Below are 26163 nucleotides of genomic sequence, written 5' to 3' on the forward strand. Positions count from 1 at the left end.
GGGCGTTTTAGTCTTCTTTCGTGACGGTGAAGCTGCCGTTCATCGCGGAGTAGTGACCCGGGAAGGTGCAGAAGAAGGTCAGGTCACGATCTTCCAGACCCTCGGTGGAAAACGTCACGCTGCTTTCTTCACCGCCGCCGACGACGTCGGTGTGGGCAATGATGCGCTCGTCATCCTGGGGCAGGTAGTTGTTTTCCAGTCCTTCGCCCATGCCGGCGGTGGCGATATCCTGGTAGGCGTCGGAGTCGGCCAGTACCCAGTTGTGGCCCATGGCGCTGATGTCCATTTCGCCGGCATGCTTGAGGGTTACGGTGACTTCGTCGCAGCTGGACGGAACGCTCATGGCGTCCTTGTTGTACTGCACCGCTTCTTGTGACAGGCGGCCAGGGAAAAAGTTCGCGCCCTTATGAATGGATCGACGCGCATCAGGGCGTCAGGTTATCAAAGCCGGTAGCGGTGACCGCCACGTTGTCTTCGATGCGAATACCGCCGCAGGGCAGGAGCTGTTCCACCAGCGTCCAGTTGATCGGCGCCCGGGTATCGCGCAGCGGATCGAGCAGCATGGGAATGAAGTACAGACCCGGCTCGATGGTCACCACCATGCCCGGTGTCAGCGTGCGCGTCAGACGCAGCGCCGGGTGGTCTTCGGGCGCCGGCGCCGGTGTGCCGTCGGGATGTTTCAGTCCGGCGACGTCGTGCACCTGAAGCCCCAGTGAATGGCCCAGGCCGTGCGGGCAGAAGGCCCGGGTCACGCCGCGTTCCACGCAGTCTTCGGCAGTGCCGCGATAGAGATCATGGCGGACGAGGATCTCACCCAGGCGGTGGTGCATCGCCCTGTGCAGCTCAAGGTAGTCCACGCCCGGGGCGATGTCGGCGACCAGCGAATCCTTGAGCTGGTGCATGGCGCTGATCAGGTCGGCGAAAGGGGCCGGCGCATCGGGGCCGGGGGCGGTTCGGGTGATGTCGGCGCAGTAGCCGCGATAGCGGCGTCCGGCGTCCACCAGCAGGCTGTGGCGTTGGGCCGGGGCGTCGAGGTCATAATGCTGGTAGTGCAGCACGCCGGCATGCTCATTGAGCCCGACGATGTTGTCGTAGGGCACGTGGGATTCCCGCTGGCGGCTGGCGCCGAGGTAGGCCAGCTGCACATCGAGTTCGGCACCGGCGCCGGCAAAGGCGGCGCGGGCGGCTTCGTGGCCGGCCACGGCAAGGCGGTTGGCTTCGCGCAGGCAGGCGATTTCGTAAGCGCTCTTGTGCATCCGCAACTCGTCCAGCGCCGCCACCAGCGCCGGCGGGTTGGCGTGGCCGTGGGGCGCTGCCACGGGGCTTTCGACCAGGGCCTCGACGTTGCCCACCAGCGCTACGTTGCCGGTCAGTGCGGGAGTGGCCGGCTCGTTGACCAGTTCGATATCCAGTTCGCTGACCCAGGCTTCGTCGGGCAGCGCGGGCGTCAGGTGCCAGAAATCCGTGGGCGCGTGAAGCATCAGACGCGGTTTGGCGTCCGCCGTGATGATCAGCCAGCTGTGCTGGGCTTCCCATAGCGGTACCCAGTGGATGAAGTGCCCGGCGGCCTGAAATTCGGGATGCTGGTCGTCAGCGTAGTGAGGCAGCGAGTGGCCGCTGTACAGCGCGATGGCGTCCAGCCCGTGGTGCTGCATGAGATCGCGGTAAGCGGCCAGAAGCTGCTGGAGGTGGGCCTGCTGGAGGCGGGGAAGCGTATCGGGCATCAGGGGCTCCGTTGGGGGTTGCAGGGGTGTTTCAGGCCGGCGTGACAGGCTCGGACAGTTGGCTCCAGAGTCTGTCCATCTCGGCGTGATAGTGATGCTGGTGGCGGTAGAGGCGTAGCGCCAGCGGTACGTCCCAGCGCGTATCACCGGCCCGGGTCAGGGTGCCGCTGTCCAGCGCCAGGCGCACCGTACGTTCGGGCAACCAGCCGATGCCGTAGCCCAGGGTGACCAGCTCCTTGATGCTGGCGGCATGCAGGCTCTCGCTTTTGGCGACCAGCCCCGGCGCTTCGGGCAGGCGTGCCAGGTGGGCATCCAGAGCCGTGCTCAAGAGCCCGCGCCGGGGGTAGGTAAACCACGGCACCGGCGCCCGGCGGCTGGCCGGCAGCGCAAAGCGCGGCTGGCCGTCGGGCCCGGGAGCGGCGACCGGAATCAGGCGCTCGTGGCCCACGGTGCGGTAGCGACAGGCGCTGTTATCCAGCTCCAGGTCGCAGCGCGCCAGCGGCCAGTAGCACAGCGCCAGGTCGCATTCACCGCGATTGAGCGCCTTGAAGTAGTCGGCGGCGGCCCAGCCGGTGGCGCGCAGATAGGGCTGTATGTGTCCTTCCTGCTCGAGCGCCGCAAGCCAGTCGGGCAGAAAATGCGCCAGCAGGCTTTGCGGCGCGGCCACGCTGATACAGCGTTCCCGGCCGTTGCTGATATCGCGGATGCGCTCCCGGGTCAGGCGCACGCCTTCGGTCATCTTTTCGCACAGGGCGAGAAATTCCTCCCCTTCGGGCGTCAGCGATAGCGGCAGCGTTTGCCGATTGATCAGCGTGACGCCCATTTCTTCTTCCAGCAGCTTGATGCGCCGCGAAAACGTCGGCTGGGTAACATGCTGCTCGTCAGCGGCGCGGGAGAAGTGTCGCGTTCTGGCCAAAGCGATAAAGTCTTCCAGCCAGCGAATTTCCATAGCCTGTTATGCCCCTTGCGTATGCCCGTTGAAAGTGCCTTGTGTGGGGCAGGGATGCCCCTTGCCTGCCGGGTGCGCCCGGAGAGGCGGCTACCCCGGCAGGCGGCCTTCTTCAACAGCGTGACATGCCACGCGCACCCCGTCATTCAGGGTCTGCAGCGTCGGTACTTCCTCCCTGCAGCGCTGGTTGGCGTAGGGGCAGCGGCCGTGGAATACGCAGCCCGTGGGCAGGTTGACCGGCGTGGGCACTTCGCCATCGAGGCGGATATGGTCGGGGCCGTCGTCGTCGAGCCGGGGGATGGCCGAAAGCAGCGCCTGGGTGTAGGGATGACGCGGATTGGCGAACAGCGTGGCGGTTTCGGCGACTTCGCATACCGTTCCCAGATACATCACCGCTACCCGGGTGCCGAAGTGCTCGACCACGGCCAGGTCGTGGGTGATGAACAGATACGTCAGCCCGCGTTCCTGTTGGGCGTCGGTCAGCAGGTTGAGCACCTGCGCCTGGATGGAAACGTCCAGCGCCGAGATGGGCTCGTCGGCGACGATAAATTCGGGGTCCACCGCCAGCGCCCGGGCAATGGCGATACGCTGGCGTTGGCCGCCGGAAAACTCGTGGCCAAAGCGCTTGCCCCAGTCCGGATCGATCCCCACCGAGGCCATGACGCGTTCGACCTGGTCGACGACCTGCTGCCGGTTCCAGTCCGGATGGTGCAGGCGTACCGGCTCTTCCAGCGTTTGCTGGATGGTCATGCGCGGGTTGAGCGAGGCGTAGGGGTTCTGGAAGATCATTTGCATACGGCGACGATACGACAGCAGCTGACGCGTGCTCATGTTGTCGATGCGCGTGCCGTCGTAGCGAATTTCGCCGGCGGAAGGCGAAAGCAATCCCATTACCGTCCGCGCCACGGTGGACTTGCCGCAGCCGGATTCTCCCACCACACAGAGCGCCTCGCCGCGCCGGATGTCGAGGCTGACGCCGTTGATGGCGTGGACGTGCTCCTGATGGCGCACCAGTTTGCCGCCCTTGAACTTGAGCTGTTCGAGAAAGTCCCCGGTCAGCGAAAAGCGTTTTTCCAGATCGCGGATTTCCAGCAGGGTATCCGTGGTGTCTGTCGCGGGGATTTTTTGTGCCGGCGCATTCATGAGCTTTCTTCCTCCTTCAGGCGACGATCTTCCTGCATTTCCGCCACCATGTGGCAGGCCACCCGGCAGTTGCCGGAGCTGACAAATCCGGGCACCTGCTCAACGCAGGCCGGCCGGGTACGGCCGTCGGCGCGTTTGATGAAATCGCAGCGCGGGTGGAACGCGCAGCCGCCCGGCAGGTTGGACAACGACGGCATGCTGCCGCGAATCTGGTTGAGTTTTTCCCCCGGGGTCGCCATCTGCGGCAGGGCATTGATCAGCCCCTGGGTGTAGGGGTGCTGCGGATCGTTGATGATCTCGCGGGTGGGCCCCTGCTCGATCACGCGGCCGGCGTACATCACCAGCATGCGCTGGGTGACCTGGCTGACCACGCCGAGGTCGTGGGTGATCAGAATCAGCCCCACGTTGTGCTCCTCGCAGAGGTTGAGCAGCAGCGACATGATTTCCGCCTGGATGGTCACATCCAGCGCGGTGGTGGGCTCGTCGGCAATGATGATATCCGGATCAAGCAGCAGCGCCACGGCGATGATGATGCGCTGGCGCATGCCCCCGGAAAGCTCGTGAGGGTACTGATCCAGCCGGGTTTCCGGCGAGGGAATCTGCACCTGGCGGAGCTTTTCCAGGGCGATGGCGCGGGCGCGGCGTGTGCTGATACGCCGGTGCGCCTTGAGCGACTCTACCATCTGGGCGCCAATCGAGAGCACCGGGTTGAGCGTCATCATCGGATCCTGAAAGATCATCGAGATGCGGTTGCCGCGTACCTTGCGCAGGCCGCGCTCGCTCATGGTATTGAGCGTTTTGCCTTCAAAATTGATCTCGCCGCCGGCGATAAATCCGGGTTGGGCGATCAGGTTCAACAGCGAAAAGGCGGCCACGGACTTGCCCGCGCCGGACTCGCCGACGATACCCAGGCGTTCGCCGCGCTCCAGGGTGAAGTTGATGTCGCGCAGGGCGTGCACATCGCCCTTGCGCAGGGCGAAGCGCACATCCAGTTGGTTGACTTCCAGCAGTGCCATGGTGTTTTCAGCCTTTATAAAGTCGCGGGTTCATGACATCGCGCAGCCAGTCGCCCAGCAGGTTGATCGACAGCACCAGCACCACCAGCACCGCGCCGGGAATCAGCGTGATCCACCAGGAGCCGGACTGGATGTAGTCGAACCCGGCTTTGATCAGCGAGCCCAGCGACGGGTGGGTTTCCGGCATGCCCAGCCCCAGAAACGACAGCGCGGCCTCGGAAATGATGGCGTTGGCGATCTGCACCGTGGAGATGACAAAAATCGGCGACAGCGTGTTGGGCAGCACATGACGAAACATGATGCGCCGGCTTCTGAGCCCCATGACTCGGGCGGCGTCGACGTATTCCTTGCTTTTCTCCGCGAGCACCGAGGCGCGCACGGTGCGCGCATACTGGGGCCACTCGGCGAGGCCGATGATGATCACCAGCAGCGGTACGGCGTAGGTGCTGAAGGCCGCGCCGCCGAACACCGCCTTGACCAGCGCGCCGACGATAATCGCCACCATCAGCGTGGAAAACGACAGCTGGATGTCCGCCAGGCGCATGAGAAAGGCATCGACGCGGCCGCCCAGGTAGCCGGCCATGAGGCCGAAGCTGACGCCGAGAATCGCCTGCAGCGCCACGGCGCCAAAGCCGATCACCAGCGATACCCGGGCGCCGTAGAGAATGGTCGAGAGCATGTCGCGGCCCTGGGCGTCGGTTCCCAGCCAGTAGGCCGGGTCGCTGCCGTCGATCCAGAAGGGCGGCAGCTCCGAGGCGAGAATGTCGATCTGGGCGAGATCGTAGGGGTTCATCGGCGCCAGCCAGGGCGCGAAGACGGCAATGGCAACCAGCGCGATGAACACCAGCAGGCTGAGCTGGGCAATCACGTCGCGCTTGAAGCTGTACAGCAGATAGGAGTCGAGGAAGCGCTCCCAGCGGCCGGGCAGGGCCGGCACGGCGCTTTCCTGAGTCTCGGGAGTCGGCTGGCTCATGCGGGCTTTCCTGTGAGTTTGACGGTGGGATTGACCAGGCCGTAAATCAGATCCACCAGGGTGTTGGTGATCACGAAAATCAGGCCCACGATCATCAGATAGGTCACGATCAGCGGGATGTCGGAACGCTGGATGGCGTCCAGAAACATCAGCCCCATGCCGGGCCACTGAAAGACCCTCTCGGTGAGAATGGTGTAGGCCACCAGGGTGCCGATTTGTACCCCGCCGACGGTGATAACCGGCAGCATGGTGTTTTTCAGCGCGTGCAGAAAGTACACGCGGCGCATGGAGATGCCCTTGGCCCGGGCAAACTTGACGTACTCGGACTGCAATACCTCGAGCATTTCCGCGCGGATCAGGCGGATGAACAGCGGCAGCATGATCGAGGCCAGCGAAATTGCCGGCAGCACCAGATAGGTCAGGCCGTCGAGGCTGGCAAAGTTGGTTTCCCAGGTGCCGAAGACGGGCACCGGGTCGCCGCGGCCGTAGGCCGGCATGCCGCCCTCGGTGGAAACCACGTCGTTGAGCCAGGCGCCCCAGCCGGTATCCGCGGGGAAGGGCGCCCAGCTGACGCCGATGGCAAACAGCTGGATCAGCACAATCGCGGTGAGAAACACGGGGATCGATATGCCCACGATGGACACGCTCATGAAAAAGCGCGTCAGCCAGGCCCGGGGCTTGATCGCGCTGTACACCCCGATGGGGATCGACAGCGCAATGATCAGAAAGGTCGACGCCGCGACCAGCTCCAGGGTGGCCGGCAGGTGGCGGGCGATAACCTCGGTGGTGGGCTGGTTGAAGATATACGAGTAGCCGAAGTCAAAGCGCGCTGCATTGCCGGCAAAGCGGAGATACTGGGTGAGGTAGGAGTCGTTCAGCCCCAGCTCCTCGCGCAGCGCCTCGCGTTCGCTTTCGGGCACCGACTGGCCGACCATCTGCTGGATCGGGTCGCCGAGGTTGTCCTGAATGGCAAAGGCGATAATGCTGATGACAAACATCACCAGCAGCGCGTGAAAAAGACGCTTGATCAGAAAAGCGATCATGGGAAGTGTCCTGTAACGGCAACAGGGAACCGACGCGCCCGTTTGGGCGCGTCGTCAAGCGGTATGTGGCAGCGGTAGGCGGTCGGGCGCGAGCGCGATTACTCCGCGTCGTCGTTGACCACCAGGTCGCCCAGGTAGGGGAAGTTCATGACGTTGAGCACCGGCTCGATCTCGGCGTTCTGCGCGGATGCCCAGGCCAGGTCCTGCCAGTGCAGCGGCACGAAAGCAGCCTCGTCATACAGCGTCTGCTCGACTTGCTGCAGCATCTCGGCGCGCTTTTCCAGGTCGATTTCCTCGTTGGCGTCGGCGACCAGCTTATCCAGCTCGGGGTTGCAGTAGTTGCCGGCGTTGTACTGGCCGGCGCCGGTATCGGCATCCGGGCAGGCGGTGAGGTACTCGTGGAAGTTGGCGCTGTCCTCGGTATCGGCGTGCCAGCCAATCAGCATCATGTCGGCCGCGCGGTCGTCAAATTCGCCCCAGTACTGCGCCTTGGGCAGCGTCTTGAGGTCCACGTCGACGTTGATGCGTGCGAGCATGGCGGCCACGGCCTGACTGATCTGGGCGTCGTTCACGTAGCGGTTGTTGGGCGCCATCATGGAAATCTCGAAGCCGTCGGCGTAGCCGGCTTCTTCCATCAGCTCCTTGGCTTTGGCGACGTCGTAACGCGGATTGAGCGAGTCGACGTGGCCCACATAGCCTTCCGGCGACATCTGCGCGGCCGGTGTGGCAAAGCCTTTCATCAGACGGTCGGCAATGCCTTCCTGGTTGATCGCGTAGGCGAACGCCTTGCGCACCCGGGGATCTTCAAACGCTTCCACGCGCTTCTGGTTCATGTGCAGCATGATGATGCGCGTGCCGGACATGGTGACCAGCTTGGCGTCGTCGCTTTCGCGCACGCGTTCCAGGTCGTTGGGCGGCACCGGAGCGATGAAGTCCACATCGCCGGAAAGCAGCGCGGCGACGCGGGTCGCGTTTTCGCTGATCGGCGTGAGCACCAGCTTGTCGACGTTACCCGGAGAGGCCTCGTCCCAGTAGTCGGCGTTGCGGGCAAACTCGGTGCGTACGCCCTGCTGGCGTTCGGTAACGGTGTAGGGACCGGTACCGGAGACGTGGGTCGAGGCCCAGGAGTTGCCGTTCTTGACGATTTCGTCCTTCGGATCACCGTCTTTTGCCTCGCCCGAGTAGAACTCGCTGTCCATGGGGAAGATGTAGGTCGCCAGGTTCAGCAGCAGCGGGTAGGGCTTGACGGTGTTGATCTCGACGGTGTGCTCGTCGACGACGCTGGCGCTTTCGATGGGGTCGAAAATGGCCTTGAAGTCCGAGCTGCGCTTGAGGCGGTCGATGGTCCAGACGACGTCCCTGGCGGTAAAGGCGTTACCGCTGTGAAAGGTGACATCGTCGCGCAGCGTCATGTGCATGGTGGTGTCGTCCACCTGCTCCCAGTCGCTGGCCAGGCGCGGCTCGATATTGAGCGACTGGTCCCAGCGCACCAGGGGGTCAAACAATAGATGCGACAGCTGCATGATGCCGCCGGACAGCTGTTCGTGAATATCCAGCGAGACCGGATCGGCGTCGTAGGCCATGCGCAGGGTTGTGTCGGCCTGAGCGGTAGAGGCCAGCAGGCCACCGCCGGCAACGGTAGCGGCAATGGTCGTGGCGAGCAGCGTTTTCCTGACGCGCGGCATGCGGATGACAGTCATGGTCAAGGATCCCCGAGGGTTATTGTTGGTACTGGTTATTGTCGCTTTGGCTTGCGGTCAATACCCGTTGGGGTAAAGACGCGTCATCAGCGAATGCTGATGAGGTGAAGGTCGATTGTTGGCCGGTCGGCCACAGGGGCACAATCGAAATAATGACAGGGGGTATTCATCTGCTGAATGATCGCGGCAGGGCGGCCGGCGTCTGCCGGCCGTGGAGGCTCAGGCAGCGCCGAAACGGCGGTGCAGGTAGGCATTGATATCGTCGGATTCGTATAGCCACTCGACGCTGTCGTCGTCGCCTTCTATCCGCAGGCAGGGCACCTTGACCCGGCCGCCGCCTTCCTCAAGATCCTGCCTGTGCTGCGGGTCGAACTGGGTATCGCGGCGCTCGATGTCCAGCCCCAGGCGGGCCACTTCCTTGCGTACCTTGATGCAGAACGGGCAGGTGCGGAACTGGTAGAGCGCCAGCCGCTGGCAGGCCTTGTCGACTTCCGCCTGGTCGGCTTCCGTGCGCTTCACCGCATCGGGCGTGGAGAGTTTTTCGGAAAGAATCATGAAGGGGGCGAGGACAAGCCGTACGCCGCGGAAAAAATAACGAATGATGACGCGCATGGGACTCCCTGAGTCGGTGTTGTTGGATGCCGTTGGGTTTGAGTGTTGGGTGTTGGGTGTTGGGTGCTGTTGAAAGCGGATAAAAGTCGATAAAAAAATCGATGAAAAAGTCGAGGCGGTCAATAAACGCTGCCAATAGCGGGACGCCGGCCATCGTGCAACAGGCGGCGGCGTTTGTCACATGAGCCGGGTGAGTCGGCGCCTGCGTCGTGCTAGGCTTTGGGGTCGCTTATACGCGGCGCGGTAGCGGCCGCACATCGGCCATTGTCAGGGGGCGTGACCAGCATGCATATGCATATTATCGGGATTTGCGGCACTTTCATGGGCAGCCTGGCGCTGCTGGCGCGGGAAATGGGCTACCGGGTCAGCGGCTCGGACGCCAACGTCTACCCGCCCATGAGCACCCAGCTGGAAACCGCCGGCATCGCGCTGCAGGAAGGCTACGGGGCGGACAACCTGAATGCCGCCACCGGGGCGCTGCCCGATCTTGTCGTCGTGGGCAACGCGCTTTCCCGGGGCAACCCGGAAGTCGAGGCGCTGCTCAATCGGGGGCTGCGCTATACCTCCGGCGCCCAGTGGCTCAGCGAGCATGTGCTGGCCGGCCGAAAGGTGCTGGCGGTAGCGGGCACCCACGGCAAGACCACCACCGCGAGCATGCTGGCCTGGCTGCTGGAAAGCGCGGGGCAGAAACCCGGCTACCTGATTGGCGGAGTGCCGCGCAATTTCGGCGTGTCGGCGCGCCTCGGCGCCGCGGATGCGCCCTTTGTGGTAGAAGCCGACGAATACGACACGGCGTTTTTCGACAAGCGCTCCAAGTTTGTCCACTACCGGCCCACCATCGCCGTGTTCAATAATCTCGAATATGACCATGCGGATATTTTCCCCGACCTGGCGGCGATCGAGCGGCAGTTTCATCATCTGGTGCGTACCGTGCCGGGCAACGGCAAGCTGCTGGTAGCAGACGGCCAGCCCGCGCTTGAACGGGTGCTGGAGCAGGGCGCCTGGACGCCGGTCGCGCGATTCGGCAGGGCCACGGGAGCCAACGCCGGCGAGTGGCAGCTGGCGCTCGAACACGCCGATGCCAGCCGTTTTCGCGTAACGCACGCCACCGATGCAGGCGCCGACGCCGTGGTGGAATGGTCGCTGACCGGCGAATACAACGCCCGCAATGCCCTGGCCGCGCTCGCCGCGGCTCACGCCTGCGGCGTCGATCTGGCGCGGGGCTGTGCGGCGCTGTCCCGCTTTGAAAGCCCCCGGCGGCGTCAGGAAGTGCGCGGCGAGGTGGCGGGTATCCAGGTGATCGACGATTTTGCCCATCATCCCACGGCGATTGCCGCCACCCTGGAGGGGCTGCGGGCGGCAACGCCTGTGGGTCGGCTGCTGGCGGTGATCGAGCCGCGATCCAACACCATGCGGCTGGGCGCGCTCAAGGCGCGGCTGAATGACAGCGTTGCCAGCGCCGATTACGCCTTCTGGTATCAGCCGCCGGGGCTAGACTGGTCGCTTGAATCGCTGGTGGCCGACCAGGGCGCAGGGGCCAGCCTGCACCGCGATATCGAAACCCTGGTCGCGGCGGTCGTTGGCGAAGCCGCCGCCGGAGATCGCATTGTGGTGATGTCCAACGGCAGTTTTGGCGGTATTCACGAGCGCCTGCTCGACGCCCTTGCCACAACGCATGGTGACGTAACGCACGGGAACGCAACGCACGAGGACGCAACGTACGGAGAGTAAGCTGCGATGACGACTTTCAAGCCGCCGGTGACGGTGGCGCTGACCGGGGCGTCGGGGGCGCAGTATGCGCTGCGTCTGGTCGACGTGCTGGTAGATGCCGGCCACGAAGTCTGGGTGATGATCTCCCGGGCTGCGCACATGGTGATTGCCACCGAGACCGATGTCACTCTGCCCGCCGCCCCCGAGCGATTGGCCCGGGCGTTGATGGAGCGCAGCGGCGCGGCCGAGGGCCAGATCCGCTGCTTCGGCCGGGAAGACTGGATGGCGCCGGTCGCGTCGGGCTCGGGGGCGCCGTCGGCGATGGTTGTCTGCCCGTGTTCCACCGGCACGCTATCTTCGGTGGCTACCGGCGCGAGCGATAACCTGATCGAACGCGCTGCCGACGTGGCGATCAAGGAGCGCCGGCAGCTGATCATGGTCCCCCGAGAAAGCCCGTTTTCGCCGATCCACCTGGAGCACATGCTCACGCTGTCCCGGCTGGGGGTGGTGATACTCCCTGCCGCGCCGGGGTTCTACCACCGGCCGTCGAGCGTGGACGACCTGATTGATTTCATCGTCGCACGCATTCTCAATCAGCTGGGCATCGAGCATACGCTGATGCCGCGCTGGGGCGACCAGGCTATGTCGCCCCGGTCTGCCAACTGACGCCACGGGGAGTTCCTGATGCTGTCTGCCGCCACGCTGTCCGTCTTTGTGCCGACCTTCATGCTGGTCTCGCTGACGCCGGGCATGTGCATGACGCTGGCCATGGTGCTGGGCATGACCCAGGGCGTCCGGCGCACCTTGTGGATGATGGCCGGCGAGCTGCTGGGCGTGGGGCTGGTAGCCGCAGCCGCGGGGGCCGGCGTGGCGGCGCTGATGCTCAAGAGTCCGACGGTGTTTGTGCTGTTCAAATGGCTGGGCGGGGCGTATCTGGTGTATCTGGGCGTGATGATGTGGCGTTCGCGGGGGCGCATGGCGATTCCCGACGAGCTTCAGGACCGGCAGCGCGCCGCGCCGGGCGCGCTCTGGATGCAGGGCTTCATGACCGCGATTGCCAACCCCAAGGGCTGGGCGTTTTTGATGGTGCTGCTGCCGCCGTTTCTGGATGACGGCCGGGCGCTGGCGCCCCAGCTGGCCGTGCTGATCGCGGTGATTCTGGCGATCGAGTTTGTCTGCCTGCTGCTTTACGCCACCGGCGGCAAGACCCTGCGCCGCCTGCTGGCGCGCAACGCCAGCGTGCGGCTGATGAATCGCCTTTCCGGCACGCTGATGGTGGGCGTGGGGCTGTGGCTGGCGCTGAGCTGATCGGCGCTGTTCAGGTCGTGTCCGGCGGACTCGCCAGCGCTTCGCTGCGGGTATTGAGCCGGTGAATGTAGTCTTCCGCGTTGTCGCCGTGGCGTGGCAGGCAAACGCCGATGCGGGTTTCCAGCTGGCCGGTTTCCACCAGTACGTGACGGGATAGCGCCCGGGTCAGGCGTTCGCGGACAAGCAGCGCACCGCTTTCGCTGGTGGCGGGCAGCAGCAGCCAGAACGTCGCGGAGCTGGCACGCCCCAGCGCATCGTATTCGCGGCACTGCTGACCAACCTCATGGCAGAGGGTGGTCAGCAGCGCGAGCTGTGCGCGATGGCCGAACTGTTCCCCCGCCATGTCGAGCTGGGGCAGGTGAATGACCAGTGCGGCCAGCTCCCGGCCCAGCACCAGGGCGCGCTGGTGCTCGGTATGCAGCCGCTCCTCCAGCGCATCGGGGTGATAGGCATCGCATTCGCCGTCGTGAGGATCGGTGGCGCGTAGCAGGTTGCGCCGCCGGGCATGCTCCCAGCGCGGCAGCGCCAGTAGCAGTGCGGTGGCAAGAAAGCCCGTGATCCAGCTGGGCGATGCGCCGTGCAGCGGCGCCAGCCACCAGACCGGCACCAGCAGGGCGCTGATGGCGACGGCGTGCCACAGCGGCAGCAGCAGAAACGTCGCCGCCAGGGGTAACCCCAGCCATATCAGCGAGACGTCGGGCGGCTGCCAAATGGCGGCCAGGATGGTCAAGTAGGTCGCCACCAGCAGAATCGTGCGCGGCAGAAATGTTGACGACGAACGAAACAGATGCAGCAGCAGCGCCGCAAGCAGCACCAGCGTCATGAAAAGCGGGGTAAACAGGGTGGCATAGTGCCCGGTGGTGTAGCGCCAGGCGGCATAGCCGGCCATGAGCAGGATCGCAGCGGCGTGAATCAGCGTCATCAGGCGGCGCGACATCGGGTATTCGCTCAAGAGGCCTCCTCGAGCCCTGATCGGCGGGCGCCATGCGGCTGGCGTGTTGCCGGATCGAGCGTTTTGACATCGATGGCACCGGGGTCGAGCCGCGCCGGGTCCAGCACTGCCAGCGGAACCCGACGACTTTCCACCCGCGCGGGCAGCGCCCCCAGCAGGCGCGTACGGCGCTGTTCCGCTTCCCGGGCCGAACGCGATAGCAGCATGATCGCCAGGGTCGTGGCGTTCAGCCGGTAGACGCTTTCAAAGCGGTAGGTCAGCCGGCACAGGGCGAGCGCAAACGGCCGACGCTGGCGGCGCTCGAGGGTCAAAAGGAGCAGTTCGCCGTGCAGGTCGTCGCGCCGGCAGCGTACCTGCTCGCAGCGAACGTCATCGGACAGCTGTTCCGGCGCCTGGAGGTTGGTGCCGGGGATCAGGCGCTGGCGTTGACGCAGGGTGCTGTGAATAACGCTGAACTGGCGCGCGCGGGACCTGGACACCAGGCTCAGCAGGCCCAGGGTCACCAGCAGCGTCGCCAGCGCCGGCAGGTTCAGGTGCGGCGCCAGCAGCACCGCGCTCAGCAGCGTGCCGCTGATGTTGAAGGCGGTTATCCAGCGTGCCTGGGGCAGCATGAAAAGCCCGCACCAGGCCCAGATGAGCAGGGCATGGCGCTGCGGCGCGGCGGCAATCAGGCCGACCAGCAAAAGGCCGGGGAGTAGCTGCCACGGCAGCCCGCCGGAACGCCGGTAGCCGGCGGTGAGCAGCAGGGCGGTGGCGAACAGCCAGCCGACGGACAGCCAGAGTATCAGCGCCGCCACCGGCGGGGCGGCGGGCGTCCACAGCGCCAGCACGACGGCGGCTGCCAGCAGGTTGGCCCGCAGCAGCCTGACTTTGTGTTTGCTTTGCATGGTGCCTTACCATTGGCGGCCGGTGAACACGCCCGGACGGCAAGCGCCCGGCACGGTTGACGGCAAGCGATGATCTCCGGGTATCTCGGTCTCCGGATATAACAGCACCCGGGTATGATAGCAGGCACGCGGTCGGTGCCATCCGGTCCGAAAGGGCAAGCATGAGGGATAAAGCATGAGGGATAAAGCATGAGCGCGGACACCACGGATATTCCCGCCTATATGCAGGCGCTGGGCATGGCGGCCCGCGATGCGGCACGCGACCTGCGCCGCGCTGACAGCGCGAGCAGGAACCATGCGCTGCTGGCCATGGCCGAACGCCTGGACCGGGCGCGCGACAGAATCCTCGCGGCCAATGCCGACGATATGCAGCGCGGCCGCGACGCGGGGCTGGACGCGGCCCTGCTCGACCGCCTGGCGCTGACCGGGGCGCGCATCGACGCCATGATGGACGGCCTGCACCAGGTCGCCGGGCTGCCCGATCCGGTAGGGGAAGTCGACGGGCTGCGCACGCGTCCCAGCGGTATCCAGGTCGGGCAGATGCGCGTGCCGCTGGGGGTGATCGGGATTATTTTCGAGTCGCGCCCCAACGTCACCGTGGAAGCGGCGAGCCTCTGCCTGAAATCCGGCAACGCCTGCATCCTGCGCGGCGGTTCCGAGGCCCGGGCATCCAACGCCGCGCTCAGCGAATGTCTGCAGGCCGGGCTGGCAGACGCCGGGCTGTCCGCCGGCAGCGTGCAGGTGGTGGCCACCACCGACCGTGCGGCGGTGGGCGAGCTGATCCGCAGCCCCGAGTTTGTCGACGTGATTATTCCCCGCGGGGGCAAGTCGCTGATCGAACGTATTTCCCGTGAGGCCCGGGTGCCGGTGATCAAGCACCTGGACGGCGTGTGCCACGTTTACGTCGACGCCACCGCCGATCTCGACCAGGCGCTGGCGATTGCCGTCAACGCCAAGACCCAGCGCTACGGCACCTGCAATACGCTGGAAACCCTGCTGGTGGATGCGCCCGTGGCCGAGGCGCTGTTGCCCGCGCTGGCCGAACGCTTTGCCGAGTACGGCGTGGAACTGCGCGGCTGCGAACGCACCTGCCAGGTGCTCACGGACATCACGCCGGCGCAGGACAGCGACTGGGCCGAGGAATATCTGGCGCCGGTGCTGGCGATCAGGGTTGTCGACGGTGCGGATGCGGCCATGGCGCACATTGAGCGCTACGGCTCGCAGCACACCGAGAGCATTATCACCCGTGACTACGGCCTGGCGCGTCGCTTCATGGCCGAAGTGGACTCCAGCTCGGTCATGGTCAACGCGTCCACGCGCTTTGCCGACGGGACCGAGTACGGGCTGGGCGCGGAAATCGGCATTTCCACCGACAAACTCCACGCCCGGGGGCCGGTGGGCCTGGAAGGACTGACCACGCGCAAGTACATCGTTTTCGGCGACGGTCAGATTCGTTCATGACGCGTCACGACGCCTTCCGCACCGACCGGCCGCCGCGTATCGGCATGCTCGGCGGCACCTTTGATCCGGTGCACCTGGGTCACCTGCGCAGCGCCGTCGAGCTGCGCGAAGCGCTGGCGCTGGACCATGTGCACATGATCCCCGCGCCCCAGCCGCCGCTGCGCGACCGGCCGCAGGTCGCACCCGAGCAGCGTCTGGCGCTGCTCGAAGCCGGCATTGGCGATACTCCGGGGCTGAGCGCCGACGGCCGCGAGCTGGCGCGCACCGGCCCCTCCTACAGCGCGGATACCCTGGCCGAACTGCGCGACGAGTATGGAGATGCCGCGCGTCTGGTCATGGCGCTGGGCGAGGATGCCTTTGCGCGGCTGGCCGACTGGCAGGGCCCCGAGCGGCTGTTCGAGCTGGCGCATGTGGTGGTGATGACCCGCCCCGAACACGCGGCCGACGATTCCGCCCGGCTGCGGGAACTCGTCGGCGCCCGCGAGGTCGCAAGCGCAGACGCCCTGATGGCCGCGCCGCAAGGTGGGCTGCTGCGGGTGACGCTGCCGTCGCGCATGGCGATTTCCGCCACCGGCATCCGCCGCCGCTTGCAGCACGGCGAAAGCGTGCGCTACCTGCTGCCCGACGCGGTGGAGCGCGCCGCCGTCGAGCGCCGGCTTTACCGGACGCCCCACCCGCCGCGCTGACCCCTTGGCCCGGGGCGCTGGCAGACCGGCCCAAAGCCGTTACAATAGCGGGCTTTGGCGCTGCCCGGCGCGATGCCCCCTACGCCATCACCGGACACCACAACGCTTTCAACAATGTTTTTAGCTACGTTGTTTTTAACCACGTTTCCAACATCGTTTTTAACTACGTCTTCAACATCGTTTTCAAAAACGCTTTCAACAACACTTCTGACAAGGTTGGTACTGACGGCTCATGCACATTGATACATTGAAACAGCTGGCGGTTGACGCACTCGAAGAACTCAAGGGCCGCGAGATTACCGCGCTCGACGTGGCCAGGCTTACCGACGTCGCCGATGTGATGTTGATCGCCAACGGCACTTCCAGCCGCCATGTGACGGCGCTGGCGCAGGGCGTGGTGGAAAAGGCCAAGTCTCAAGGCTTGTCGCCCCGAGGCGTGGAAGGCGGCGACAATGCCGACTGGGTGCTGGTGGATCTGGGTGATGTGATTGTGCACGTCATGCTGCCCGAGGCGCGCAATCTGTACGATCTGGAGCGCCTGTGGGCCGATCTGCCGGCCGAAGGCGGCGTTGAGCAGCTGCGCGAGCGTGTCGGCGAGCCGGTCGGGTCGTCATGAAGCTGCGCCTGTTGGCGGTGGGTACACGCATGCCCGGCTGGGTCGAAGAAGGGGTCGAGACCTATCGCAAGCGGATGCCCCGCGGCTTCAGTCTGGACATCGAGGAGATTGCCCCGGGACAGAGAGGCAAGGGGGCCAGCGTGGCAAAGGCTCGCGACCAGGAAGCCAAACGCCTCCGCGAACGCCTGAAAGGCGATGAGCATATCGTCGCGCTGGAGGTTGAGGGGCAGCCCTGGACGACCCGCAAACTCGCGCAAAAGGCCGACGACTGGCGCATGCAGGGGAACGACGTGGTGCTGCTGGTCGGCGGGCCTGACGGCCTGGCGCCCGAGCTATCCGCCGCCGCGCACAGCCGCTGGTCGCTGTCGCCGCTCACGCTGCCGCACCCGCTGGTTCGGGTCATGCTGGCGGAGCAGCTGTACCGCGCCTGGACGCTGCTGGTGGGTCATCCCTATCACCGCTGATCACAGCCTGCTCGGAGATGCCGTCCGATTGTTTTGTTCTTGCGCCGTAAGCCGTTGCCATGCCGCCACGCCTTGATACGCTGAAAAATGCCCGTCAGGAGCTGCGGATCTTCCGTTTCCGGGCGCTGCTCGCGCTGGTGGTGGTCGTAGCGCTGACCGCGTTGCTGACCGGCCGCTTGGTGTACCTTCAGGTTGTCGAGCACGACCGATACAGCACGCGCTCGGAGAGCAACCGCGTGCGCGTGGAGCCGCTGCCGCCCACCCGAGGGCTGATTTACGACCGCCACGGTGTCCTGCTGGCGGAAAACCGCCCGACCTATAACCTGACGCTGGTGCGCGAGCGGGTAGAGGACCTGGGCCGGACCCTGGAGCGTCTGGTGTCGCTGCTGGAGCTGCCGGAAGATGACGTCGAGGCCTTCAAGCGCCGTTCGCGCCAGCGTCAGCGGCCGTTTCAGCCGGCGCTGCTGATGAGCGACCTGAGCCAGGCACAGATTGCGCGCCTGGCGGTGAATCGCCACCGGCTGCCCGGCGTGGAGGTCGAGGCGCGGCTGCTGCGCTATTACCCCGAAGCCCGCATCATGTCCCATGCGCTGGGCTATGTCGGGCGGATCAACGCCGATGAGCTGGAAAATCTCGATGCCGGCCGTTACGCCGGTACGCATTTTATCGGCAAGACCGGCATCGAGCGCTTTTACGAAAAGGCGTTGCACGGCCAGGCCGGGCTGCGCAAGGTGGAAACCAACGCCCGGGGCCGGGTGCTCAGCGAGCTGGGGCGCCAGGACCCGGTGCCGGGCAGGAACCTCACGCTGACGCTGGATACCGGGCTGCAGCAGCTGGCCTTTGACCTGCTGGAAGACCGCCGGGGGTCGATTGTCGCCATCGAGCCCGATAGCGGTGAAATACTCGCCATGGCGTCGACCCCGGGATTCGACAGCAACCGCTTTGTCACCGGCATCGACGTGGAAGCCTATCAGGCGTTGCAGCAGGATATTGATCTGCCGCTGTTCAACCGGGCGATTCGCGGCCATTATCCGTCGGGCTCCACCATCAAGCCCTTTGTCGCCGTGGCCGGGCTGCGGGAGGGCGTGATCACGCCGGAAAAAACCATCAACGATCCGGGCTATTTCCAGCTGCCCAACGATTCGCGCCGCTACCGCAACTGGCTGCGCTGGGGGCACGGCAAGGTGGATATGGAGCGCTCGCTGGCGGTCTCCAATAATACCTACTACTACTCGCTGGCCCACGATCTGGGCATCGACAGGCTGGAACGCCAGCTGGGCGCCTTCGGCATGGGCCAGCGCGTGGCCCACGATGTCCAGGGCGAGAGCCCGGGGCTGCTGCCGTCGCGGGAATGGAAGCGCGAACGCTACAACCAGTCGTGGTACCCCGGCGAAACGCTGTCGGTGGGCATCGGGCAGGGGTATCTGCAAATCACCCCGCTGCAGCTGGCCACCGCCACGGCGACGCTGGCCAACAAGGGCGAGTGGGTCAAGCCGCGGCTGGCGCGCAAAATTGGCGATGAGCCGCTGCCCCGTGATCTGCCCGACACCCCCGAAGATATCGAACTGGATGACCCTGACGGCTGGAATACCGTGTTCAACGGCATGCAGAAAGTGCTGAGCGGCCGCGAGGGTACGGCTCGGCGTGCGGGCAAGGGGCTGGAGTACGCGATGGCGGGCAAGTCAGGCACGGCTCAGGTATTTTCCCTGGACAAGGACGAGCGCTATGACGCCGACGAGCTGGCCGAGCGCCTGCGCGACCATGCGCTTTTCATCGCTTTCGCTCCGGCTGACGATCCGCAGATTGCCGTAGCCGTCATCGTCGAGAATGCCGGCGGTGGCAGTAGCCATGCATCGCCGCTGGCGCGCGAAATGACCGATGCCTGGCTACTCGACGAAGGTCATCTGCCCGACGATGATTCGGCGTCCGAAGATCGGGCGTCAAGCGGCGAGGAGGGCTGATCATGGCGGCAAATCCTCTGGCACGCACGCCCCTGGCGCGGCTGTTCCGACGCTATCCGGTACGTCCGCCGGACAGCGGCATGTCGCGGCGTAAAAGCCTGTGGGAAAACCTGCACCTGGATCCGTGGCTGCTAGCGTTGCTGCTGCTGCTGGTCGGCGCGGGTCTGCTGGTGCTGTACAGCGCCTCGGGGCAGAGCGGCGACACGGTCACGGCCCAGGCGCTGCGCTTTGGCGTGGCGTTTGCGGTCATGGCGGTGCTTGCCCAGTTTTCCCCCGCGACGTTTTTCCGCTGGGCGCCGCTGGCCTACGGAGCGGGCGTGGCCATGCTGATAGCGGTAGAGCTGGTGGGAGATATCGGCATGGGAGCCCAGCGCTGGCTGGAAATCCCCGGGGTGGTGCGCTTTCAACCCTCGGAAATGATGAAGCTCGCCACGCCGCTGATGGTCGCCGCCTACCTGGGGCGCACGGGGATTCCGCCGCGGCTGCGTCATCTAGCGGTCTGCGCGCTGATTATCGGCCTTCCGGTGGTGCTGATCGCCAAGCAGCCCGACCTGGGCACATCGATCCTGGTTGCCAGTGCCGCGCTGATCGTGGTGCTGCTGGCCGGGCTTTCCTGGCGGCTGATCGGCATGTTCGTGCTGCTCGCCGGGGCCGCGCTGCCGCTTTTATGGATCAACCTGCAAAACTACCAGCGCCAGCGGGTGCTGACGTTTTTAAATCCGGAAAGCGACCCGCTGGGGGCCGGCTGGAACATCATCCAGTCGACCACGGCCATCGGCAGCGGCGGCATCTGGGGCAAGGGCTGGTTTCAGGGCACCCAGTCGCAGCTGGAGTTCTTGCCCGAGCCGCATACCGACTTCATCATCGCCGTGCTCGGCGAGGAGTTCGGCCTGGTGGGCATGACGGCGCTGCTGGCGCTGTATCTGGTGATCGTCTGCCGGGGGCTGTGGCTCGCCGCCGGCGCTCAGGATACTTTCGGGCGACTGGTCGCCGGCAGTATCATCCTCACGTTCTTTATCTATGTGTTCGTTAACGTGGGCATGGTCAGCGGTATTTTGCCCGTGGTGGGCGTGCCGCTGCCGCTGATCAGCTACGGCGGGACCTCCAGCGTGACGCTGCTGGCGGGGTTCGGTATTCTCATGTCCATTCACGCCCATCGCCGGCTGCTGCCGCGCTGATTTTTCAGGAGTCAAGCAGAATGCGTAACGTCACTCAGCCGGGCCTTCGGCGTCGAGCAGCGGCCGTGGTCATGCTATTGGGGAGCCTGGGGCCGGCCGGTAGCGTCGTTGCCGCGCCGGATTTTGCCCCTCGGCAAGCGGGCAGTGAGGCTGCTGCGCTGGTGGAGGCGCTCAGCGAACAGGGGCTGCCGCGAGACTATTTGGTGGAAACGCTGAGCCAGGCCCGCGTCCGCCAAGAAGTGCTGGATGCCATGTCCGGTGCCGTGGAGCGCCACTTGGAGTGGCCGCAGTACCGGGCGATTTTTCTCACGGACGAGCGCATCGACCAGGGGGCAGCGTTTATGGCGCGCCACCAATATGCGCTCGATAAAGCCCAGGCGGAATACGGCGTGCCGCCGGCTGTTATCACCGCAATCATCGGGGTGGAAACCTTTTACGGCCGCTACAAGGGCAAGCACCGGGTGCTGGACTCGCTGGCCACGCTGGCGTTCAAGCATCCCGAGCGCGGCGCCTTCTTCCGCGGCGAACTGGCGGCGTTTCTGCGGATCGCTCACGCACAGGAGATGGACCCGCAAGCCCTGCGCGGCTCATACGCCGGAGCCATGGGCTATCCGCAGTTCATTCCCACCAGCTACGATGCCTACGCCGTCGACTTCGACGATGACGGCAAGCGCGACCTGTGGCATAACCCGGTAGATGCCATTGGCAGCGTGGCCAACTACCTTGCCGAGCACGGCTGGCGCCGAGGCGAGGCCGTCTACCAGTCGGCGCTGGGGCCAGAGACGCCGCCAAATAGCATAGCGCTCAACCAGACGTCTGCCCCGCAGACGACGCTGACCGAAGCGGTGGCCGCGGGGATTTATCCTCCGGGAAGTGCGTTTGCCGAATCGCTGAGTAGCGGCGCACGGCCGGTTGTGCCGCTGCGTTTTACGATGACGGCGGGAGCGCCGCAGTATCGCCTGGGAGGATACAATTTTTACGTGATCACGCGTTACAACCACAGTCACCTTTACGCGATGGCGGTGGCCGAGCTGGCTCGGGCTATTGCCGCTGCGGCCCCACCATTGCCAGAGAACGAGGAGTCGGCATGAGACAACGCGTTGCCGTATGGCCCGCCATGCGCCCCCGGTTTTGTGTGTCGGCGGGCATCGCCTGCGCGCTGTTGCTACTGGTTGGCTGTGCCGGCCAAAGCCCGCGTAGCGCAGCGCCCAACGCCGATAATACCAACACGGCCGATAGCGGTGGGCGCTATGCCATGAGTGCCGACGCCTATCCGCTGGACCCGCCGGACGTGTCCGACGTGCCCGACGCCGTGCCGCGCGAGGAGCCGCGCTCCCGCGCCGGCAACCGCTCCAGCTATACGGTTTGGGGCAAGCGCTACCGAGTACTGTCCGACGCCGAGGGCTATAGCGAAGTCGGCAACGCCTCTTGGTACGGCAAGAAGTTTCACGGCTATGCCACGTCCAGCGGCGAGATTTACGACATGTACCGCATGAGCGCGGCCCACCGCTCGCTGCCGCTGCCGACGTTTGCCCGGGTGACCCGGCTGGGCACGGATAAATCCGTGATCGTGCGCGTCAACGACCGCGGGCCGTTCCACAGCGAACGCGTTATCGACCTGTCCTACGCGGCCGCCGCGCGACTGGGACTGCTGGATCATGGCACGGGCCGGGTCAGGGTCGAAGCCATCGATCCGGCCACCTGGTCGGCGCAGCAAGAGAGCACGAAAGCCGTTGACCCGGCGCCGAGCAGCGATGCCGCGCCCGCTGCGCCACAGAGCGGTAGCTACTGGCAGGTAGCGGCGCTGGAAAGCCGTACGGGGGCGCAAAAGCTCAAGCGCCGTCTGCAGGGCGAGCTCGAGCAGGGCGTGCGCATCGCTGAGGGCGACGGCCTGTATCGCGTTCAGGTGGGGCCGGTGGCGTCCGGCGCCGACGACCAGTCACTGCGCGCCGCCTTGCGTCGAGCAGGCTTTCCCCAGGCGTTTATCGTGCGATAATGCGTCCCCGGCGCAAGCGGCGTATAGTGCCCGCCTTGCCGTTGTTGAATGTTTTACACGAGATATCATGTCATGAAAGCGTTGGTACCGAACTTTTCTTCCGTCGCCGCCGGACGTCCGGCACGCCGTGTGTGGGCGGCGGCTCTGTCGCTGGTCGCAGCGGCGGCGTTCACCTTTACCTCGGTAGCGGCCGATGCCCAGGCGACGCCGCAGCCGCAGACGCTCATCCCGGCCGCGCCGCAGCTTGCCGCCAGCTCCTGGATTCTGATGGACGCCAACAGCGGCCACGTGCTCGCCCAGCACAATGCCGACAAGCGTCTGCCCCCGGCGAGCCTGACCAAGCTGATGACGGCGTATCTGGTCGAGCGTGAGCTCAATCAGGGCAGCATACGCCCGGACGACAAGGTCAACGTCAGCGAAAAGGCCTGGCGTACCGGCGGCTCGAAGATGTTTATTGAAGTGGGCAACCAGGTGCCGGTGAAAAAGCTGTTGCACGGTATCGTGATCGTCTCGGGCAATGACGCCAGCGTCGCCATGGCCGAGCATCTGGCCGGCGGCGAAGCGCAGTTTGCCGACCTGATGAACCAGCATGCGGCCCGGCTGGGCATGGACAACACCCATTTTAAAAACGCCACCGGCCTGCCGGTAGAAGGGCACTATTCCAGCGCGCGCGATCTGGCCAAGCTGACGCGCCACATCGTCAACGACTACCCCGAGCACTACAAAATGTACTCCGAGCGTCAGTTCAGCTACGGAGGCATCGAGCAGCCCAATCGCAACCGCCTGCTGTGGCGTGATCCCTCGGCGGACGGCCTGAAAACCGGTTGGACGGACGCCGCCGGCTATTGCCTGGTGTCGTCGGCCAAGCGCGACGATATGCGCCTGATTTCGGTGGTCATGGGCACCAAGTCGGAAGAAGCCCGGGTGCAGGAAACGCAAAAGCTGCTGAGCTACGGCTTTCGCTTTTATGAAACCCGTCATCTTTACGAGCGTGGCGCCGTGCTGGCGTCGCCGCGTATCTGGGGCGGAGCGAGCGATGAAGTGCGCGTGGGCGTTGACAGCGACGTCAGCATGACGCTGCCGCGCAACCGCAGCAAGGAGCTGCGCGCGCGGTTGGATTTGCCCGGTGACCTGAACGCGCCGATTGCCATGGGTGCCGACGTGGGCACACTGGAGGTGATGCTGGGCGACCAGGTAGTGGGTACGCGTACTCTGGTGGCCCTGGAGGACGTGGAAGAGGGCGGCTTCTTCAAGCGCCTGTTCGATCAGGTCAAGCGTTTCTTTAGCGGCCTGCTTAGCCGTTTTACGGACTGAGCTGCCTTACCAATGTCATTGTCGCAACGTGAGCCAGGGGGACACCATGCAGCCAGGCGGTAACCGGTCGTTTCGTGATTTGCGCCCGAAAGCGGAGAACAACCCTCCCAAAATCACCTTTCCGTGCGACTACCCGGTCAAGGTGGTCGGCGATGCGGCGGCAGACTTTGCCGCCGCGGTTTGCGACGTGGTGAAGCGTCATGAACCCGACTTCAACGCCGCCGGCATCAAGGTGATCGACAGCCGTAACGGCCGCTTTCAGTCGGTGCGCCTTAGTATCAGGGCCACCGGCGAGGCGCAGCTGCAGGCGCTGTTCGACGATCTCAAGGCGACCGGCCGCGTGCACATGGTGGTGTAGCATGAGCGATGCGACCATCTCTCGTCCCCCGGTCCGGCTGCATCGCCTGGGGCGGCGCGCCTACCTGCCGGTGTGGGAGGCCATGCGCGAGCTGACCGATAACCGCGATGCGCAGACGCCGGACCAGTTTTGGCTGGTGGAGCACGAGCCGGTGTTTACCCAGGGCCAGGCGGGCAAACCCGAGCATGTGCTGCTACCCGGCGATATCCCCGTGGTGCACACCGATCGCGGCGGCCAGGTCACCTATCACGGCCCGGGTCAGGTGGTGCTTTACCCGCTGATCGACGTCCGCCGAGCCCGGCTGGGCGTGCGTGACCTGGTGACGGCCATGGAAAACGCGGTTATCGAGGTGTTGGCGGGCTACGGCATCGAGGCTCGGGCGCGCGCGGATGCGCCGGGGGTTTACGTGCCGCTGCGGGAAGGCGCAGGCGATGGCGAAGAAGCCAAGATTGCGTCGTTGGGGCTGCGGATTCGCCGCGGGGCCAGTTTTCACGGTGTCGCGCTGAACGTGGCCTGTGACCTGGCGTCGTTCGCGCGCATCAACCCCTGCGGCCACGCCGGCATGCCCATGGCCAACCTGGCCGACCTGACCGCTGAGCGGGTAAGCGTTGACGCCGTGGGCGAACAGCTGGCGCAGGCGCTGGCTGGCCGTATTGGCGTTGCGCTGACCACAGAGCCCTGACCCCGCCAGTTGGATTTGTGAAGGGCTTGTAGCGACAAAATTGTGCGATGATGCAAAAAAGCCGCCGTCTCCGAGGCATTGGAGGCGGCGGCTTTTAAGTTGGCGCGAGGCGCGAATCAGCTCACGCTCTGTACCGGAATCAGATTATCGTCGCCGGTCTCTTCCTGTCCGGGAACGGCGGCGGGGGAGGCGAGCCCCAGGTTGTTTTTCTCGAATACCCGGTCGGCGCGGTAGCTTGAGCGCACCAGCGGGCCGGAGGGTACTTCCATGAAGCCTTTTTCCAGCCCCTGCTGGCGGTACTGTTCAAACTCATCGGGCGTTACCCAGCGCTCCACCGGCAGGTGGTTTTGTGTTGGGCGCAGATACTGACCCAGAGTCACGATATCCACGCCGATGTCGCGCAGGTCGTCAAACGTCTGCAGGATTTCCTCGTCGGTTTCCCCCAGCCCCAGCATGATGCTGGTCTTGGTGATCAGCTCCGGCCGGTGGCGCTTGGCGTGGGCCAGGACGTCGAGGGTCTTGCGGTAGCCGGCGCGGGGGTCGCGCACCCGGCCGGTGAGGCGCTCCACGGTTTCCACGTTCTGGGCAAACACCTCAAGGCCGGAGTCGGCCACCCGCTCGATGGCCGCCGGGTCGGCGTCGAAGTCCGGCGTCAGGGCTTCTACCACCACGTTCGGCGTCTGCGCCTTGATCGCGCGGATGCAGCTGGCGTAATGGCCGGCGCCGCCGTCCTCGACGTCGTCGCGGTCAACCGAGGTCAAAACGATATAGCGCAGGCCCATCAGCTCGACCGAGTTGGCGGTGTTGGCCGGCTCGTTGTCGTCCAGCCAGCCCTGGGGGTTGCCGGTATCCACGGCGCAGAAGCGGCAGGCCCGGGTGCAGACCGAGCCCATCAGCATGATGGTGGCGGTGCCGTTGCTCCAGCATTCGCCCATGTTGGGGCAGTGGGATTCGGCGCAGACGGTACTCAAGCCGTGGCTGTTGACGTTTTTCCTGACCGCTTCAAAGCGCTCGCCGCCGGGGATTTGGGCGCGCAGCCACTTGGGTTTGCGTTCCAGCGGCGGCTTTTCCGCGGAGGTCTCATCGGCGGCTACGGCCTGTGCGGTCTTGCGCTGCTTCATGCCGTCCTTGATAACGGACATACCGCGTTCGTTGCGGAATTTCTCGCCGCTTTGTATACGCTGTGACGTATCGTTGCTCATGGGATATAAGAGCCTCTATTCTGCGATGACAAGCCGGGTGACGCGACAACCGGCGGGGTTGCATCCTGCCGCGAGACGCGGTATCCGGTCATCGTGACGCCTCGGCACGTCAATGAATGCACCTTGACGTTCGCCTGGCGTCGTTCGGTTTGTGCTGTTGGGTTCAGCAGCCAGGATCATGGTTATGCGACCTGTTTGTGAGACATGGTTGTGCGACCTGTTCGTGAG

Annotated in this window: 26 protein-coding genes; 14 read left to right on the plus strand and 12 right to left on the minus strand. The window is 65.2% G+C overall.

Annotated features, from left to right (window positions below):
- Nucleotides 1-7 precede the first annotated feature (7 nt).
- From azu to C793_RS0106545, 9 genes are all read right to left on the minus strand, one after another.
- Complete coding sequence (gene azu, locus C793_RS13600; RefSeq protein WP_281103807.1) at nt 8-364, minus strand: azurin; 357 nt, start codon at nt 362-364, stop codon at nt 8-10.
- A gap of 61 nt (nt 365-425) precedes the next feature.
- On the minus strand, nt 426-1724 hold the full coding sequence (gene pepQ / locus C793_RS0106510; protein WP_017430134.1) for a Xaa-Pro dipeptidase: 1299 nt from the start codon (nt 1722-1724) through the stop codon (nt 426-428).
- Between the two features lie 31 nt (nt 1725-1755).
- Complete coding sequence (locus tag C793_RS0106515; protein ID WP_017430135.1) at nt 1756-2673, minus strand: LysR family transcriptional regulator; 918 nt, start codon at nt 2671-2673, stop codon at nt 1756-1758.
- Nucleotides 2674-2763: 90 nt separating this feature from the next.
- Nucleotides 2764-3816: an ABC transporter ATP-binding protein gene (locus C793_RS0106520; protein ID WP_017430136.1), complete on the minus strand. Its 1053-nt coding sequence runs from the start codon at nt 3814-3816 to the stop codon at nt 2764-2766.
- Complete coding sequence (locus C793_RS0106525; RefSeq protein ID WP_017430137.1) at nt 3813-4832, minus strand: ABC transporter ATP-binding protein; 1020 nt, start codon at nt 4830-4832, stop codon at nt 3813-3815. The genes C793_RS0106520 and C793_RS0106525 overlap by 4 nt, the downstream gene beginning before the upstream one ends.
- A gap of 7 nt (nt 4833-4839) precedes the next feature.
- Nucleotides 4840-5805: an ABC transporter permease gene (locus tag C793_RS0106530; protein WP_017430138.1), complete on the minus strand. Its 966-nt coding sequence runs from the start codon at nt 5803-5805 to the stop codon at nt 4840-4842.
- Nucleotides 5802-6848 (minus strand): ABC transporter permease, encoded by a 1047-nt coding sequence (locus tag C793_RS0106535; protein WP_017430139.1) that lies wholly within the window; start codon nt 6846-6848, stop codon nt 5802-5804. The genes C793_RS0106530 and C793_RS0106535 overlap by 4 nt, the downstream gene beginning before the upstream one ends.
- Nucleotides 6849-6946: 98 nt before the next feature.
- On the minus strand, nt 6947-8548 hold the full coding sequence (locus tag C793_RS0106540) for an ABC transporter substrate-binding protein (RefSeq protein WP_017430140.1): 1602 nt from the start codon (nt 8546-8548) through the stop codon (nt 6947-6949).
- A 219-nt stretch (nt 8549-8767) separates the two neighbouring features.
- On the minus strand, nt 8768-9160 hold the full coding sequence (locus C793_RS0106545; RefSeq protein ID WP_017430141.1) for a glutaredoxin family protein: 393 nt from the start codon (nt 9158-9160) through the stop codon (nt 8768-8770).
- Between the two features lie 285 nt (nt 9161-9445).
- Between C793_RS0106545 and mpl the strand changes: the two genes are divergently transcribed.
- From mpl to C793_RS0106560, 3 genes are read left to right on the plus strand one after another with little or no spacing between them, the layout of a single operon-like run.
- Nucleotides 9446-10891, plus strand: a complete 1446-nt coding sequence (gene mpl, locus C793_RS13605; RefSeq protein WP_017430142.1) for a UDP-N-acetylmuramate:L-alanyl-gamma-D-glutamyl-meso-diaminopimelate ligase — start codon at nt 9446-9448, stop codon at nt 10889-10891.
- A gap of 6 nt (nt 10892-10897) precedes the next feature.
- Nucleotides 10898-11536 carry a flavin prenyltransferase UbiX gene (locus C793_RS0106555; RefSeq protein ID WP_017430143.1) on the plus strand — a complete coding sequence of 213 codons (639 nt, stop codon included), beginning with the start codon at nt 10898-10900 and terminating at the stop codon, nt 11534-11536.
- A gap of 18 nt (nt 11537-11554) precedes the next feature.
- Nucleotides 11555-12178, plus strand: coding sequence for a LysE family translocator (locus tag C793_RS0106560; RefSeq protein WP_017430144.1), 624 nt, complete (start codon nt 11555-11557; stop codon nt 12176-12178).
- A gap of 10 nt (nt 12179-12188) precedes the next feature.
- Here the strand turns inward: C793_RS0106560 and C793_RS0106565 are convergent, their stop codons facing one another.
- The gene (locus C793_RS0106565) at nt 12189-13130 is read right to left on the minus strand and encodes a diguanylate cyclase domain-containing protein (protein ID WP_017430145.1); all 942 of its coding nucleotides are present in this window, start codon (nt 13128-13130) and stop codon (nt 12189-12191) included.
- Nucleotides 13127-14017: a hypothetical protein gene (locus C793_RS0106570; RefSeq protein ID WP_017430146.1), complete on the minus strand. Its 891-nt coding sequence runs from the start codon at nt 14015-14017 to the stop codon at nt 13127-13129. Before C793_RS0106570 ends, C793_RS0106565 begins: the two co-directional genes overlap by 4 nt.
- Before the next feature lie 189 nt (nt 14018-14206).
- Between C793_RS0106570 and C793_RS0106575 the strand changes: the two genes are divergently transcribed.
- The 11 genes from C793_RS0106575 (at nt 14207) to lipB (ending at nt 24733) form a co-directional block, all read left to right on the plus strand.
- On the plus strand, nt 14207-15478 hold the full coding sequence (locus tag C793_RS0106575; RefSeq protein WP_017430147.1) for a glutamate-5-semialdehyde dehydrogenase: 1272 nt from the start codon (nt 14207-14209) through the stop codon (nt 15476-15478).
- Nucleotides 15475-16164 carry a nicotinate-nucleotide adenylyltransferase gene (gene nadD, locus C793_RS0106580; RefSeq protein ID WP_017430148.1) on the plus strand — a complete coding sequence of 230 codons (690 nt, stop codon included), beginning with the start codon at nt 15475-15477 and terminating at the stop codon, nt 16162-16164. The genes C793_RS0106575 and nadD overlap by 4 nt, the downstream gene beginning before the upstream one ends.
- 232 nt (nt 16165-16396) lie before the next feature.
- The gene (gene rsfS / locus C793_RS0106585) at nt 16397-16780 is read left to right on the plus strand and encodes a ribosome silencing factor (protein WP_017430149.1); all 384 of its coding nucleotides are present in this window, start codon (nt 16397-16399) and stop codon (nt 16778-16780) included.
- Complete coding sequence (gene rlmH / locus C793_RS0106590; RefSeq protein WP_017430150.1) at nt 16777-17244, plus strand: 23S rRNA (pseudouridine(1915)-N(3))-methyltransferase RlmH; 468 nt, start codon at nt 16777-16779, stop codon at nt 17242-17244. The genes rsfS and rlmH overlap by 4 nt, the downstream gene beginning before the upstream one ends.
- 59 nt (nt 17245-17303) lie before the next feature.
- Nucleotides 17304-19205 (plus strand): penicillin-binding protein 2, encoded by a 1902-nt coding sequence (mrdA, locus tag C793_RS0106595; protein WP_017430151.1) that lies wholly within the window; start codon nt 17304-17306, stop codon nt 19203-19205.
- A gap of 2 nt (nt 19206-19207) precedes the next feature.
- On the plus strand, nt 19208-20383 hold the full coding sequence (rodA, locus tag C793_RS0106600; RefSeq protein ID WP_017430152.1) for a rod shape-determining protein RodA: 1176 nt from the start codon (nt 19208-19210) through the stop codon (nt 20381-20383).
- Nucleotides 20384-20403: 20 nt separating this feature from the next.
- The gene (gene mltB, locus C793_RS0106605; RefSeq protein ID WP_017430153.1) at nt 20404-21474 is read left to right on the plus strand and encodes a lytic murein transglycosylase B; all 1071 of its coding nucleotides are present in this window, start codon (nt 20404-20406) and stop codon (nt 21472-21474) included.
- On the plus strand, nt 21471-22379 hold the full coding sequence (locus C793_RS0106610; RefSeq protein WP_017430154.1) for a septal ring lytic transglycosylase RlpA family protein: 909 nt from the start codon (nt 21471-21473) through the stop codon (nt 22377-22379). The genes mltB and C793_RS0106610 overlap by 4 nt, the downstream gene beginning before the upstream one ends.
- A 72-nt stretch (nt 22380-22451) precedes the next feature.
- Complete coding sequence (locus tag C793_RS0106615) at nt 22452-23693, plus strand: D-alanyl-D-alanine carboxypeptidase family protein (RefSeq protein ID WP_017430155.1); 1242 nt, start codon at nt 22452-22454, stop codon at nt 23691-23693.
- A 46-nt stretch (nt 23694-23739) separates the two neighbouring features.
- Nucleotides 23740-24051 (plus strand): HP0495 family protein, encoded by a 312-nt coding sequence (locus C793_RS0106620; protein ID WP_017430156.1) that lies wholly within the window; start codon nt 23740-23742, stop codon nt 24049-24051.
- A 1-nt stretch (nt 24052) separates the two neighbouring features.
- The gene (gene lipB, locus C793_RS0106625) at nt 24053-24733 is read left to right on the plus strand and encodes a lipoyl(octanoyl) transferase LipB (protein ID WP_017430157.1); all 681 of its coding nucleotides are present in this window, start codon (nt 24053-24055) and stop codon (nt 24731-24733) included.
- Between the two features lie 116 nt (nt 24734-24849).
- Here the strand turns inward: lipB and lipA are convergent, their stop codons facing one another.
- A complete protein-coding gene (gene lipA, locus C793_RS0106630; protein ID WP_017430158.1) occupies nt 24850-25935 on the minus strand; it encodes a lipoyl synthase in 1086 nt (361 codons plus the stop codon).
- Between the last annotated feature and the right edge of the window lie 228 nt (nt 25936-26163).

Source organism: Vreelandella jeotgali Hwa (assembly GCF_000334215.1).
Classification (GTDB): Bacteria; Pseudomonadota; Gammaproteobacteria; order Pseudomonadales; family Halomonadaceae; genus Vreelandella; species Vreelandella jeotgali.

Coding starts and splice junctions, on each gene's coding strand:
- pepQ (WP_017430134.1), bottom strand. CDS start 1,724: ATGCCCGATACGCTTCCCCGCCTCCAGCAGGCCCACCTCCAGCAGCTT.
- C793_RS0106515 (WP_017430135.1), bottom strand. CDS start 2,673: ATGGAAATTCGCTGGCTGGAAGACTTTATCGCTTTGGCCAGAACGCGA.
- C793_RS0106520 (WP_017430136.1), bottom strand. CDS start 3,816: ATGAATGCGCCGGCACAAAAAATCCCCGCGACAGACACCACGGATACC.
- C793_RS0106525 (WP_017430137.1), bottom strand. CDS start 4,832: ATGGCACTGCTGGAAGTCAACCAACTGGATGTGCGCTTCGCCCTGCGC.
- C793_RS0106530 (WP_017430138.1), bottom strand. CDS start 5,805: ATGAGCCAGCCGACTCCCGAGACTCAGGAAAGCGCCGTGCCGGCCCTG.
- C793_RS0106535 (WP_017430139.1), bottom strand. CDS start 6,848: ATGATCGCTTTTCTGATCAAGCGTCTTTTTCACGCGCTGCTGGTGATG.
- C793_RS0106540 (WP_017430140.1), bottom strand. CDS start 8,548: ATGACTGTCATCCGCATGCCGCGCGTCAGGAAAACGCTGCTCGCCACG.
- C793_RS0106545 (WP_017430141.1), bottom strand. CDS start 9,160: ATGCGCGTCATCATTCGTTATTTTTTCCGCGGCGTACGGCTTGTCCTC.
- mpl (WP_017430142.1), top strand. CDS start 9,446: ATGCATATGCATATTATCGGGATTTGCGGCACTTTCATGGGCAGCCTG.
- C793_RS0106555 (WP_017430143.1), top strand. CDS start 10,898: ATGACGACTTTCAAGCCGCCGGTGACGGTGGCGCTGACCGGGGCGTCG.
- C793_RS0106560 (WP_017430144.1), top strand. CDS start 11,555: ATGCTGTCTGCCGCCACGCTGTCCGTCTTTGTGCCGACCTTCATGCTG.
- C793_RS0106570 (WP_017430146.1), bottom strand. CDS start 14,017: ATGCAAAGCAAACACAAAGTCAGGCTGCTGCGGGCCAACCTGCTGGCA.
- C793_RS0106575 (WP_017430147.1), top strand. CDS start 14,207: ATGAGCGCGGACACCACGGATATTCCCGCCTATATGCAGGCGCTGGGC.
- nadD (WP_017430148.1), top strand. CDS start 15,475: ATGACGCGTCACGACGCCTTCCGCACCGACCGGCCGCCGCGTATCGGC.
- rsfS (WP_017430149.1), top strand. CDS start 16,397: ATGCACATTGATACATTGAAACAGCTGGCGGTTGACGCACTCGAAGAA.
- rlmH (WP_017430150.1), top strand. CDS start 16,777: ATGAAGCTGCGCCTGTTGGCGGTGGGTACACGCATGCCCGGCTGGGTC.
- mrdA (WP_017430151.1), top strand. CDS start 17,304: ATGCCGCCACGCCTTGATACGCTGAAAAATGCCCGTCAGGAGCTGCGG.
- rodA (WP_017430152.1), top strand. CDS start 19,208: ATGGCGGCAAATCCTCTGGCACGCACGCCCCTGGCGCGGCTGTTCCGA.
- mltB (WP_017430153.1), top strand. CDS start 20,404: ATGCGTAACGTCACTCAGCCGGGCCTTCGGCGTCGAGCAGCGGCCGTG.
- C793_RS0106610 (WP_017430154.1), top strand. CDS start 21,471: ATGAGACAACGCGTTGCCGTATGGCCCGCCATGCGCCCCCGGTTTTGT.
- C793_RS0106615 (WP_017430155.1), top strand. CDS start 22,452: ATGAAAGCGTTGGTACCGAACTTTTCTTCCGTCGCCGCCGGACGTCCG.
- C793_RS0106620 (WP_017430156.1), top strand. CDS start 23,740: ATGCAGCCAGGCGGTAACCGGTCGTTTCGTGATTTGCGCCCGAAAGCG.
- lipB (WP_017430157.1), top strand. CDS start 24,053: ATGAGCGATGCGACCATCTCTCGTCCCCCGGTCCGGCTGCATCGCCTG.
- lipA (WP_017430158.1), bottom strand. CDS start 25,935: ATGAGCAACGATACGTCACAGCGTATACAAAGCGGCGAGAAATTCCGC.